This is a genomic window from Wandonia sp. (genome assembly GCF_984588085.1).
In genome coordinates, this window is the sequence record NZ_CFIGVI010000035.1 from 17,923 (window position 1) to 30,853 (window position 12,931).

Below are 12,931 nucleotides of genomic sequence, written 5' to 3' on the forward strand. Positions count from 1 at the left end.
CGGTTTTTTTGACAGAGCAGAACGACAAAGCGTTAAAGTTTTAAAAAAACGCTTTTAGAATGAGATCGTGCTCCATGCCTGTGCTTTTTCTACAAACCATGGTTTTACCGTAGGCCAGATTTTACCGAATAGTTCAGAATGGCGGTAATTTTCAAGAGATTCTTCGTTCTCCCATAAACTGATAGTAAAATGTGTCTGATCGTTAGAATTAGAATGTACCAGACGTACTTCACGACAGCCGGGAAAACCGGAAATAGATTTTTGATTCTCAGCAAAAACTTTTCTAAATTCAATAGCCTTATCGGGCTGTATTTCCAGTTTGACAATTCGTGTAATCATAGAGAATAATTAAAAGAGAGATTCAAGTGTTGATCGGGAGCCGCGCGGAGAAAATTCGATACGAACAATGTCGTTAATGTGTAATCCGAAAAGAGAATTAGCTCCCCCGCCGTTGCCGGAAACTCCTTTGTTTATAGCAATCTCAAGATAGCCTCCGGAATTGAATAATGCCAGTTTCTCTCCTTCCGGAACATCGCCGTAAGCGTGACTGATCTCATCAATGTAATACTCTTTTCGTCTGAAATAGATCGTAAACGGTTCGTCATTTCCGACTCTTTTGAATAAATCCTCGGTTATATTCGTAATTGCATTTCCGTAATGGTCAATATGAATGACTGTTCCTTTGAGAAGATTTTCTTCAATAACAGCGTTTACGGCAAAAGCTTTGTTGAAATAATCAACCTCTTCACCAATTTCATCTGCGGGAATTCCGGAAGCAAGTTGAGCTGCGGCTTTTGCAAGAATATTTTTTGCCGGGTAACGCAGAGCAGCAGGTGAAGAAACAGCTCCGTCTATACGATACATTTTTTCCGGTTCGGCATCTTTAAGTAGTAAGGAAAAGATACCATTATCGGTCGATACAAAGTACTGTCCCTTAAACTTCATTATACTGGGGAACTTACCGTCTTCCGGTCGTCCGAAATTAATGACAGGTTCACTATTGACAGCAATGAGGTGTATCGTGCCTTCCGGAAAGTCAGAAATACAGTTACGCAGGAAAAAAGCAGCCTGGAGGATATTGAATGGCTGTACACTGTGACTTATATCTATTAGTCTTGCTTCAGGATACTGACGGAGGATGAACCCCTTAAGGGAACCCACGTAGTAGTCCTGTAAACCCATGTCAGATGTCAGTGTAATTATACTCATTTGTTTTGCAAATGTGCAGCTAAATGATTTATTTCCTAATTTTGACCCAAAAATAATCCTAATTTTTGAATTGGGATAGCAATTGAATTTTGATTGATAATAGGACTTGAAAGAAAAGAAGTTTGAAATTAAGGGACTAGACCCGGTTCTGCTGTTGGGAGTGAATAACGAAAAGCTGAACTATATCAGGAAGTATTTCCCGGGTATTAAAATTATGGCAAGAGGTAACGAGCTAACTGCCATAGGGGATGATGAACGCCTGGAAGTATTTGAGTCAAAACTGGAACTGATACTTGCGCATCTGCATAAATACAATTCACTTTCTGAGAATAACATTGATAATCTTATGTTGGAAGATGGTCCGAAAGTAGTTTCCGGAGACGGAGGAGAGGTATTGGTACATGGAAATGGCGGAAACAGAATTATGGCCAGAACACTCAATCAGCGAAAACTGGTTGAAACAGTCCATGTAAATGATATGGTTTTTGCAGTTGGTCCGGCAGGTACCGGTAAAACCTATACTGCTGTTGCTTTAGCAGTACGGGCACTGAAAAATAAGGAAATTCGTCGGATTATCCTTACACGCCCGGCAGTTGAAGCAGGGGAGAATTTAGGATTCCTTCCCGGAGATTTAAAAGAAAAGCTGGATCCGTATCTGATGCCTTTGTACGATGCCTTGCGGGATATGATCCCTCCGGAAAAGTTGAACGACTTTCTGGAGAATGGCGTGATAGAAATTGCTCCGCTTGCCTTTATGAGAGGGCGAACTTTGGATAAGGCATTTGTGATCCTCGATGAAGCTCAGAATGCAACGGAGAGTCAGATGAAAATGTTTCTGACCCGTATGGGGCGAACAGCCAAGTTTGTCATAACCGGAGATATGTCCCAGGTGGATTTACCGCACAGACAACGTTCAGGACTGCGGTATGCGCTTACTATTCTGGATGGAATTGACGGGATTGGTATTGTGCATCTGAATCAGAATGATGTGATACGACACAGGTTAGTGAAAAGAATAATAGAAGCATTTGATAAAGCAGATAATAATGAGTAATACGGTAACAACCACTTCTTTTAATTTTCCCGGACAAACAAATGTCTATAAGGGAAAAGTACGCGAAGTGTATACGATTAAGGAGGAGTACATGGTAATGGTTGCAACAGACAGAATTTCTGCTTTTGATGTGATCCTTCCCAAGGGAATACCATTCAAAGGACAAGTATTGAATCAGGTAGCGACTATGTTCCTTGAGGCAACGAGAGATATCTGTCCCAACTGGTTATTGGGAGCGCCTGATCCTTCGGTTGCAATCGGGTATGCCTGTGAGCCGATTCGGGTTGAAATGGTGATACGCGGATACCTGGCAGGACATGCCTGGCGTGAATACAAAGCGGGTAAGAGAGTGTTGTGCGGTGTGCAAATGCCGGAAGGCATGAAGGAAAATGATAAGTTTCCAGAACCGATTATTACGCCTGCTGCGAAAGCCCTCGAAGGACATGATGAAGATATTACCCGTGAAGAAATCATTGCTCAGGGACTTGTTTCAGAGGAAGATTACCGATTACTGGAAAAATATACACGTGAACTTTTTGAACGTGGGACTGAAATGGCGGCAAAACAGGGACTTCTTTTGGTCGATACCAAATATGAATTTGGTAAACGGGGAGATGAGATCTATCTGATAGATGAAATTCATACACCTGATTCCTCCCGTTATTTTTATGCGGAGGGATATAGTGAACGACAGGAAAGAGGAGAGAAGCAAAAGCAACTTTCTAAGGAATTTGTTCGTGAATGGTTGATAGAAAACGGCTTTCAGGGGAAAGAGGGACAACAAATTCCTGAAATGACGGATGAATTTGTCGCTACAATTACCGAAAGATACATAGAGTTGTACGAAAAAATATCAGGAAAAACATTTGTAAAAGGAGACGTTTCTGATTTGGAAAACCGTATAGAAAAGAATGTTCTGGAGTTCTTAAAAGAAAAAGGGATATAGGTACTCTTTGTACCACCAATAAGATAATGCGGATGCATGAGGTTTTTCAGGATTCCGCAGTTTAAATTAAATTCAACTAAGTATCTTTGCGCCATGCAAGAAATGATTCTGATTCTCGATTTTGGGTCACAGTACACCCAACTAATAGCTCGAAGATTAAGAGAGCTAAATGTTTATTGTGAAATTCATCCCTGGAACAAAGTTCCTGAATACGGGGAGGAAGTAAAAGGAGTGATCCTTTCAGGTTCTCCTTTTTCTGTAAGGGATGAAAAAGCACCCAAACCGGATTTATCAGAAATCAAAGGAAAACTTCCTTTATTGGGAGTTTGCTTCGGTGCGCAGTACATGGCGCATAATTTTGGTGGAGAAGTGCTTCCTTCTTCAACGAGAGAGTACGGAAGGGCAAATCTGTCTTTCGTAGATCAGAGTCATGTTTTGATGCAAAATGTTTCTCATGGTTCACAGGTGTGGATGTCGCATGGGGATACGATCAAGATTTTACCGGACACCTTTAAGGTAATTGCCAGTACAAAAGATGTACAGGTAGCTGCTTATTATGTTGAAGGAGAAAAAACATACGGAATCCAATTCCACCCGGAAGTGTACCATTCTTTAGAAGGGATGGAAATGCTGAGAAACTTTGTTAAAGACATCTGTGGTTGTAAAATGGATTGGACACCTCAATCATTTGTTGAGGAAACAGTAGCCGAATTGAAAGAAAAACTGGGTGATGATAAAGTGATATTAGGTCTTTCCGGAGGAGTCGATTCTTCAGTTGCTGCGATGTTACTACACAAAGCTATCGGTGCAAATTTACACTGCATTTTTGTTGATAACGGTTTGTTGAGAAAGAACGAATTTCAGGATGTGTTAGAGTCCTATAAGGGAATGGGACTGAATGTGAAAGGTGTAGATGCCAGTTCTGATTTCTACAGTGCCTTGTCCGGAGTGACAGATCCTGAAGCAAAACGAAAAGCGATTGGCAAAGTATTTGTAGACGTCTTTGATGAAGAATCGAAGAAAGTGAAAGATGCAAAATGGCTGGGGCAGGGAACTATTTATCCGGACGTAATCGAATCCGTTTCCGTTTCGGGAGGACCTTCTGCTACAATTAAGTCACATCATAATGTCGGTGGGTTACCGGATTATATGCAGCTAAAAGTAGTAGAACCTTTGCGTTTGTTGTTTAAAGATGAAGTGCGCCGGGTAGGAAGTACGCTAAATATTTCGGCGAACATCCTCGGACGTCATCCATTCCCGGGGCCTGGATTAGGAATCCGTATTCTGGGAGAAGTAACAGCGGAAAAAGTACGCATTCTTCAGGAAGTTGATGCTATTTTCATCAACGGATTAAAAGAAGACGGTTTATACGACGATGTTTGGCAGGCCGGTGCAATTTTACTTCCGGTTCAGTCAGTAGGAGTTATGGGAGATGAAAGAACATACGAGAATGCAGTTGCTCTTAGAGCAGTTACCTCTACAGATGGGATGACTGCTGACTGGTGTCATTTGCCGTATGATTTTCTTTCTAAGATCTCAAATAAAATTATCAATCAGGTGAAAGGAATTAATCGGGTTACTTACGATATCAGTTCTAAACCACCTGCGACAATTGAGTGGGAATAAAAACAGTAAAATATGAGTAGCAGACTGCTGTATTGTTTAGTGTTGTGTGTGTCTTTTGTTCAGTTCGCTTTCGCTCAACCGGGTGAAGTTGAAGTAAAGGAAAGAGAGGGGAAGAAGTTTTATGTACATATTGTTCAGCAGGGAAATACACTATGGGGTTTGTATAATACCTATAAAGTGCCCGTAGAATCGATTATTCGGGAAAACCCGGGAGTAGAGAGCGGTTTGTCTATCGGACAGATTGTTTGGATTCCCGTTCCGGGTGAGGAGACGACTACAGCACCTGTTCAGAAAACAGAGAAAAGAACAATCCATAAAGTTGAGCAGGGAGAAACGTTGTATGGTATATCGCGAAAGTATGGAATCTCTGTTGATGTTTTAATGGCAAAAAACCCGGGAGTTGAAAACGGACTTTCCATCGGTCAGGAATTGATTGTTGAGGGAAGTACTGAGGAGCAATCAGAAAACGCAACAGCTCCTGAACGGATTGAAGATCAGGTGAGGGAACAACAACCTGTAACTCGAGTGATTTTTGAAGATTCACTGGTAGAACATACAGTTCTGAAACACGAAACCCTGTATTCAATTTCGAAGCGGTTTATGGTGTCAATGGATACACTTGTGAAAGTCAATAAGATCCGAAACAATAAGATCCGAACCGGAGATGTATTAATTATCCCGTTGAAAAAAGAAACAATTACAGGTGTTGTTGTGCGGGAAGTTCCGGAGGTGGATGATGATGTGATCGCAGATTCTGTTTTGCTGTTCCCGAGAAAAGATCAGTTTCGGGTGGCTGTTTTACTTCCGATGAATTATGATCTCAATGGTGGAGTTTATGGAGTTTCTGTCGGAGCTTCCATGAATAAATACACAAGTGTTGCTGTAGAGTTCTATATGGGAATAAAACTGGCACTTGATTCGTTAGCGAATTTGGGGTTGAATGCAGAGGTGAGTTTGTTTGATACCAAATCTGATTCATTGACTACCAGTAAGCTTCTTGGGAAAATGGAAGGATCGGATTGGGATTTAGTGATTGGACCACTTATGCCCGGACCATCAAAAGCATTGGCAAGCTGGGCGAAAAAGAATAAAGTTCCCGTTCTTGCTCCTGTACCGATACCAGTTGCTAATCTGAAAAGTAACCGCTTTGTATTTGCTTCTGTTCCTTCGGATACAAGATTACTGGAGGGGATGGCAGATGAATTGATTAAGAATCATGCGAAGCACAATATTATTCTTGTGAAAAGTGGTTTGAAAGCAGATGAAAAAAATTATGAGATTGTCCGGAAACGATTAAATGATCAATTAGGAACCGGAGCATTCAGACCTGTTCTGAAAGAAATCAATTTAGGATCTACTTCAGGAAGAGATATTGCGACACATATTCAGAAGGATATGGTGAATATTTTTGTAGTTCCTTCTGAAAGTCGTGTTTTTGCGGCAAACTTTATGACGACAATGAATAAGGTTAGGAATATATCCAGAACCTATGACGAAGCCGATATCCGCGTATACGGACTTCGCGACTGGGACGGTTATGATGAGGTGAAGCTGGATTATAAACGCCGTCTGAACTTACATTATCCATCTGCGGTTTCGGTCAATTACGAGGAGCAGCAGGTACAGGATTTTATCAAGGTTTTCCGTGCTGTATATAAAACAGATCCGGATAAATATGCCATGCAGGGATTTGACGTTACAATGCAATTTGTTTTGAAATACTTGTTGAAATCCAAGAAACCGATTGAAGGGGTGATAAACAATATACATTATTCAACAAGAGGTGTTCAGAATGGTTTTGAGAACAATAATGTGTTTATCGTTCGGTATAATAACTTTGTGATAGAGGAGGCTGGTCGTGTCTATTAGTAGAGAAGTAATAGCGGAAGAGTATCGTAAAATCCAGGATGAAATCTGTAAGGGATTAGAAGAACTGGATGGCAAATCAACTTTTGTAGAAGATCTTTGGACCAGAGAAGAAGGAGGAGGGGGAAGAACCCGTGTGCTTTCCGATGGAGACCTGATCGAAAAAGGTGGTGTGAATTTCTCCGCAGTCCATGGCCCTGTTTCCGAAGCGATGAATAAACAATTAGGATTGAACGGAAGTGAGTTCTTTGCGACCGGAGTTTCTATTGTACTGCATCCGAAGAATCCGTTTGTGCCCATCATTCATATGAATATCCGTTATTTTGAAATGGATACCGGTGAGTATTGGCTAGGCGGTGGAATAGATCTGACACCGCATTACGTCGTTCCCGAAAAAGCAAGCTTATTTCACAGTCGTCTAAAGGAAATTTGTGATAAATACGACGCTTCTTTTTACCCAAAGTTTAAAGAATGGGCAGATACTTATTTCTTTATTCCGCATCGAAATGAAACAAGGGGGGTTGGCGGTATCTTTTACGATCACCAGCACGAAGGAAACTCCCTTTCGAAAGAGGAATTGTTTGCCTTTTCATGCGAATTGGGAAGAGCTTTTGTTGAGATCTACGCGGAGCAAACCGGAGAGCGGGAAAAGGAATATTCTGAGCAGAATATTGCATGGAGAAATTACCGGCGAGGACGCTACGTAGAGTTTAATCTGGTTTATGACCGGGGAACTACTTTCGGATTAAAGACAGGAGGAAGAACGGAGTCCATACTAATGTCACTTCCTGTCACCGCTTCATGGATCTATGATTATAAAGCTACGGAAGAAGAACAGAAAACACTGGACTTCCTTTCAGGAAAAACAACTCCGGAGACGGTATAAATTTAGTTCTTTTTTGTTGTTTGTAAGGCTTTCAGAATTTCGGGATCTCTGGAGTACACATCCTCGCGGAAATGAATTTCACCTGTCGCAGTACTCCAGGCAGTTAAATAATAGATGTAAACATCCGGCTTTTCTTTTAGAGTAACGATCTGTTCTTCTTCAGAGAACATGGCTTCTTTTATTTCTTCTTCTGTCCATTCAGCAGAATTATTTTCCAGTAATAACTCGGCCAGTGCTATGGGCTTTTCAATGCGGATGCATCCGGAACTAAAAGTACGTGAGTCCCGTTGAAAAAAACTTTTGGAAGGCGTATCATGTAAATAGATACTGTGTGTGTTCGGGAACATAAATTTGACGCGTCCCAGAGCATTGAGACCTCCCGGTTTTTGTCGGATACGATAAGGGAAATTTCCTTTTCCGGCTTTTTTCCAGTCAATAGTATTGGGGTCAACACTATTTCCTGACCGATCCAGAACAATCATCTCCTTTTTTTGCAGATAATCAATGTTTTTAGCTACTGCGGGAATAACATCCTCATAGAGAATGCTCGGAGGTAAGGTCCAGGTCGGGCTGAAAACCAGATAAGTCATGCGGGCTTGAAAAACCGGAGTCTGACGGGCATCTTTTCCGACAACGGTACGCATGTGAAGTAAAGTATCCTGGGTTTTAATATAATCAAGTGTGTAATCGGCAATATTGACCAGAAGATAGTGATCCGAAAAAGAAGCGGGCATCCAACGCAAGCGTTCCATATTTACAAAAAGTTTACCCAGTTTTTCTTCAGTGGTTTCGTTGAGAGCACTATAGGTCCGTTTGCCAATGGCACCATCCTGATTTAACCCATAATGCTCCTGAAGGTTTTTGATGGCTGTAAACAGGTTTTGTAAACTGTCGGTATAATCAAGAAGGGTCTGATCTGTATAACCGAGATAACGTAGTCGGTTTACGAGTTGTTCATTGTATGAGCTGTCTTCAAGAATATGCAGTGTGATTTTGTCTTCCGGGATAATCACCAGAAAACTATCCTCTTTTTGTGTTTCCGATAGCAATTGTGCATAGGCTACCATTTTGTTGTATCCGGGATGGGGTGGGTAAAAACGTTGCATAAACGAATTCAAACTTTGCGCTCCTTTGAGAAACAGTGCCAGTTCGGAGGTAAGATCCAAAACAGGCTTAACTTGTTCTATTTCCCATTCGGAGGAAAGACTTTCGGGTGAAACTTTCCCGTAGTAAAGATGTTGGGATAAAGAAAAGAAAGCATCACTGAGCAAAAGGTCGAAACGGGCAATAAAATCAGGCTGTAATAAGAGGTTTTTATTGGTCTGAACTAATTGATAATAGTGCAGAATAGTATCTGCCAGATAGTCGGACGGGTTCAATCCATGGTAGTATATATTTTCTATATAACGGGCCATTTCATTTATTAAGCCCATGCTGTCATTGTGTTTTAACCAGCCTGGCGAAAAGTGATGAGTTGTATAAAAAGTCTCAATTTCTTTCGGATTTTTTAGGCGAATACCATGAATAGAAATTCCGGTTGTAGAGTCAGACATCTGTATAGCTTCACGAATATAGTCAGCAGCCTCATTTTTTGCAGCAATAAATTGATTTTCAAATACAGTTTCCGGAGTTGTTTCAGGGTTTGTAGAGGTGCAGGATTGCAAGAGTAAGAAGATGACCGGTAGGTAAATAAGTTTGTTAAAAATCATAATGGATGTTTGTCTATTCTAAAATACAAAAAAATATGCGCGCACAAAATTCCGAAGAATAATCGTAATTTTGAATACATGGAGCGTTATTATAAAGCTAAGTTAGAGTCTGAACGAATTACGACTCGTTTTCTTGTTCCAGAGGATGCCACTCATTGGTGTGATTTCGTGAAGAGTAAAGATGCAACAGAGTTTTTCCCGGAATATTATGCTCCGGAGAACCCGCTTCCGGCGGCGGAAAAGTTTTTGTCTAGTCAGTTTACCCGGTATGAGGAGAAGACCTATGGCTTAAAAGCATTGATCGAAAAAGAGACCGGAAATTTTATTGGGTTGTGTGGACTTTTGGGTAAAGAGGTTGATGGGAACTATGAGATAGAGATCGGTTACCAGTTATTACCTCAATACTGGGGGAAGGGTTATGCAGCCGAAGCAGCGCGCTTGTTTATGGATTTCGCAATAGAGCACCAGTTGATTGACTCGCTGATCTCAATTATAGATGTGGGTAATGTAAAGTCGGAAAGAGTAGCCGAAAAAAATGGCTTCAAAAGAGATAAGAGAGTCCTTTATCAGGGATTGGACGTGTGGGTATACAGGCGAGAACTCCCTTCATCGAAATAAGTTTAAATAGATAGAGGATCAGGTTTTGTTTCTCCTGCTTCGGATCTTTATAAAGTTCTATGTATAGTGGTGTCAGCAGAAGAAACAGGACTTAAATTTAGGTGATACTGTAAAGCAGAATACCACCTGCCAGCCATGTAAGAAGTAGTCCGAGTATCCAGAACATTTTTTCCTGAAAAGTTTGACGAAATGTAGCCAGACCTGTAACAAAGGTTTGAAGTAAGAGTAGTACGATTGTAAGTAAGCGCAGAGCTAAATCACCACCTGATTGCCCGCTTAGATTACTAAGAGCGGCAAAAAAGATTACTACGAAAATAAGCGGAGGTATTACAACCTGTTTCCATTTTATCCGTCTTTTCAAGGGCTAATACTTATTTAACTTTTATTGCTCCTGCAATCTCTTTCGCTTTTGCTACTACTTCCTCAATATCTGTATCAACCGTATCGTGATACAACCCTACTCCCATACGTCTGTACTTACGGGTAGAAGGCTTTCCGAACAGTCGGATATCAGATGAGGGATAGTTTAAGGCCTTTTCGACTCCTTCAAACTCCGGAGTTTTTTCTTCGGAAATTTCACTGAGAATTACAGCACTGGCTCCGGATTGGAGTAGTTCTATTTCCGGAATAGGCCAACCAAGAATTGCTCGTAAGTGTAACTCGAATTCGTTCAGGTTTTGTGTTCCGGCAAGTGTTACCATTCCTGTGTCATGTGGACGTGGGGAGAGTTCTGAAAAGTAAGCTCCTTCTTTAGCTATAAAAAATTCAACACCCCAGATTCCTGCACCGCCCAGCGCACGGGTAACTTTTTCAGCCATCTCCTGCGCTTCTTTCAGATGAGCTTCCAACATCGGAGCGGGTTGCCAGCTTTCCTGATAATCTCCTCTTTCCTGGCGGTGACCAATGGGAGCACAGAATAGTGTTTCCCCGTTCTTTTGGGTAACAGTCAGTAAGGTAATTTCGTAATCAAAATCAACAAAAGACTCAACAATGACTTCTTTCAAATCTCCTCTTGATCCTTCAAGCGCATAATTCCATGCTTTTTCAATATCTTCTTCTGTACGGATAACAGATTGTCCTTTTCCGGAACTGGACATAAGAGGTTTAACAACACAAGGCATCCCGGTATGTGCTACACCGGCTTTCAATTCTTCATAAGAAGTAGCATATCGATAGTTGGCTGTACGAACTCCCAGATCTTTTGCCGCAAGATCACGGATTGCTTTTCGGTTCATCGTGAAGTTGGCCGCTTTTGCACTCGGGACAACCTGAATTCCCTGATCTTCGTAATTGTAGAATCGTTCCGTTCGAATAGCTTCAATTTCGGGCACAATCAAATCCGGTTGGTGTTTAGCGACAATGCGATCGAGTTCACTGCCATCTAACATATTAATTACTTCTGATTCATGGGCGACCTGCATTGCCGGAGCGCCTTCGTAACTGTCCACTGCAATAATGTATTGTCCGTTACGCTGTGCAGCTATAGCAAATTCTTTACCTAACTCACCCGAACCTAAAAGAAGTATTTTTTTCATCGTAAAACTGTTTGAAGACAACCGTGATTCTTTTGCTTTCAAATTTAGTGATTTTTATCCCACGAATGAGGTGCTTGCGAGGCAAGTTTATCAAAATCAGTTGAGCTGCCAACCGATATGTTTTAATGTAATTACTACATTTGAGGTAGACCTATAGTTGTAGTATGGATTGACAATATCCCAATATCAATTTTCGTAATTCCCTGTTACTTTTTCCATTTCCGCATATTATCAGGTACGACCAGAAAAAATGGAGAAGACAGAGCTTTGGATAACGTCTATAAAGACCGTTTTGATGCTCGGTTAAGCAAGAGTAAAAATACCTTAATCTAGCAAATAGTGGATTAGAATTGTACCATAGCGTGATAGGATAGATAGATTTTTACAACTTCGTTAGACAACATACTGAAATCGGAAAAGTCCTGTCGGTTCAAATTTATTTCAAGAAAAGATTGGTAAGTTGATAGATTATGAATAGTTTACGCTTCTATGCTGGGGATGGTGAAGTTTACCTAGTCAGGTGGTCAAATATATATGGATGTCAATCCTTGCTATTATAATCTATGGTTATGAAAAGTACGAATACGTTTTTTATGTTTTTTCTATGTTTTACTCTAATAAGTTGTAGTAAAAATAAACCTGAATCGGGAAGTTATGCGGGGTACTTCCATTATGAATATCCACAATCATTTGATGAGTATTCTAGTATTGAGGTTACAGAACCTACTAAAGATCATATTGTAATTAATGGATCAAAGCTTCAAAAGGACGGGAAAAAAATATCAGGCATGATATATGCATTAGATTTTGGAAGTTTTGTTGAAATTAATGGGGAATGGAGTCATAATGTCTTTGACAAAAAATATACAATTAAGGGTACATTTACCCAAATCAAATATCAGGGTGGGGATGAATATGAGTTTGGTGGAACCTTTTCAATAAAAACGAAGTAAAAAGAATCTGGATTGTACAGTAATACAAACTGCGCACGCGTTGAATAAGATGTTATTAAGGATGAATACGATTCAGTAAGAGGAGTGTTTATTGAAGGTCGAGATTTATATGAAAACGCAAGTTTCAAAGAAAAGAAACATATCCAAATTGCTATCCGAAATCATAATTGTATAAAAGGATTTTTTATTCCTATAATGCCATGTTATCGTTTTAGGTTGTTACTTTTCCCATCCCCACGTATTACCTATACAAATCCCAAAAAAAGGAACAGGATGGAAAAGGTAAGATTGTTACAAGGAAAGTGGTGGATGACAGCTCTAATACTATTTTTTTGTGCCACGACGTATGCACAAGTTTCAAAAGCTACTTATAATACGCTGTATTCAGAAGCCATTAGTTGTAAAAGCGAACAATTGTTGTCCAAATAACCACGATATTCAGGAGACATTTATTGTAGATTGGAAAAAGCAACAGGTGTTGGAACTGATGTCTGGGAGCAAACAAACGTATGATATCGTTAAATCGTTT

General features: G+C 40.5%; 13 protein-coding genes. 8 read left to right on the forward strand and 5 right to left on the reverse strand.

Features of this window, described 5'->3' with window-relative positions:
* Nucleotides 1-54: 54 nt before the first annotated feature.
* Nucleotides 55-339 carry a putative quinol monooxygenase gene (locus AC4PL9_RS11805; protein ID WP_491604951.1) on the reverse strand — a complete coding sequence of 95 codons (285 nt, stop codon included), beginning with the start codon at nucleotides 337-339 and terminating at the stop codon, nucleotides 55-57.
* Nucleotides 340-348: 9 nt separating this feature from the next.
* Complete coding sequence (locus AC4PL9_RS11810; protein WP_491604952.1) at nucleotides 349-1,209, reverse strand: SAM hydrolase/SAM-dependent halogenase family protein; 861 nt, start codon at nucleotides 1,207-1,209, stop codon at nucleotides 349-351.
* Nucleotides 1,210-1,315: 106 nt separating this feature from the next.
* Between AC4PL9_RS11810 and AC4PL9_RS11815 the strand changes: the two genes are divergently transcribed.
* The 5 genes from AC4PL9_RS11815 to hemF all read left to right on the forward strand — a co-directional run bounded on the left by AC4PL9_RS11815 (nucleotide 1,316) and on the right by hemF (nucleotide 7,587).
* The gene (locus AC4PL9_RS11815) at nucleotides 1,316-2,263 is read left to right on the forward strand and encodes a PhoH family protein (RefSeq protein WP_491604953.1); all 948 of its coding nucleotides are present in this window, start codon (nucleotides 1,316-1,318) and stop codon (nucleotides 2,261-2,263) included.
* Nucleotides 2,256-3,209 (forward strand): phosphoribosylaminoimidazolesuccinocarboxamide synthase, encoded by a 954-nt coding sequence (locus AC4PL9_RS11820; RefSeq protein ID WP_491604954.1) that lies wholly within the window; start codon nucleotides 2,256-2,258, stop codon nucleotides 3,207-3,209. Before AC4PL9_RS11815 ends, AC4PL9_RS11820 begins: the two co-directional genes overlap by 8 nt.
* Nucleotides 3,210-3,302: 93 nt before the next feature.
* Nucleotides 3,303-4,835, forward strand: coding sequence for a glutamine-hydrolyzing GMP synthase (gene guaA, locus AC4PL9_RS11825; RefSeq protein WP_491604955.1), 1,533 nt, complete (start codon nucleotides 3,303-3,305; stop codon nucleotides 4,833-4,835).
* Between the two features lie 12 nt (nucleotides 4,836-4,847).
* Nucleotides 4,848-6,704 carry a PBP1 and LysM peptidoglycan-binding domain-containing protein gene (locus AC4PL9_RS11830; protein ID WP_491604956.1) on the forward strand — a complete coding sequence of 619 codons (1,857 nt, stop codon included), beginning with the start codon at nucleotides 4,848-4,850 and terminating at the stop codon, nucleotides 6,702-6,704.
* Nucleotides 6,694-7,587 carry an oxygen-dependent coproporphyrinogen oxidase gene (gene hemF, locus AC4PL9_RS11835; RefSeq protein ID WP_491604957.1) on the forward strand — a complete coding sequence of 298 codons (894 nt, stop codon included), beginning with the start codon at nucleotides 6,694-6,696 and terminating at the stop codon, nucleotides 7,585-7,587. Before AC4PL9_RS11830 ends, hemF begins: the two co-directional genes overlap by 11 nt.
* A gap of 2 nt (nucleotides 7,588-7,589) precedes the next feature.
* On the opposite strand, the gene AC4PL9_RS11840 is transcribed toward hemF, so the two are convergent.
* A complete protein-coding gene (locus tag AC4PL9_RS11840; RefSeq protein WP_491604958.1) occupies nucleotides 7,590-9,296 on the reverse strand; it encodes a L,D-transpeptidase family protein in 1,707 nt (568 codons plus the stop codon).
* A 78-nt stretch (nucleotides 9,297-9,374) separates the two neighbouring features.
* Here AC4PL9_RS11840 and AC4PL9_RS11845 point away from each other — a divergent pair, with 78 nt between their 5' ends.
* Nucleotides 9,375-9,914: a GNAT family N-acetyltransferase gene (locus AC4PL9_RS11845; protein ID WP_491604959.1), complete on the forward strand. Its 540-nt coding sequence runs from the start codon at nucleotides 9,375-9,377 to the stop codon at nucleotides 9,912-9,914.
* A gap of 97 nt (nucleotides 9,915-10,011) precedes the next feature.
* On the opposite strand, the gene AC4PL9_RS11850 is transcribed toward AC4PL9_RS11845, so the two are convergent.
* Together AC4PL9_RS11850 and purT are read right to left on the reverse strand one after the other, a co-directional pair.
* Complete coding sequence (locus AC4PL9_RS11850; RefSeq protein ID WP_491604960.1) at nucleotides 10,012-10,275, reverse strand: hypothetical protein; 264 nt, start codon at nucleotides 10,273-10,275, stop codon at nucleotides 10,012-10,014.
* Nucleotides 10,276-10,285: 10 nt separating this feature from the next.
* Entirely contained in the window at nucleotides 10,286-11,449 is a 1,164-nt protein-coding gene (gene purT, locus AC4PL9_RS11855) for a formate-dependent phosphoribosylglycinamide formyltransferase (RefSeq protein ID WP_491604961.1), read from the reverse strand.
* Between the two features lie 569 nt (nucleotides 11,450-12,018).
* On the opposite strand from purT, the gene AC4PL9_RS11860 reads away from it, so the two are divergent.
* Entirely contained in the window at nucleotides 12,019-12,402 is a 384-nt protein-coding gene (locus AC4PL9_RS11860) for a hypothetical protein (RefSeq protein WP_491604962.1), read from the forward strand.
* A 346-nt stretch (nucleotides 12,403-12,748) separates the two neighbouring features.
* Nucleotides 12,749-12,931 (forward strand): hypothetical protein (locus AC4PL9_RS11865; protein ID WP_491604963.1); only part of this gene is annotated, 183 nt, incomplete at its 3' end.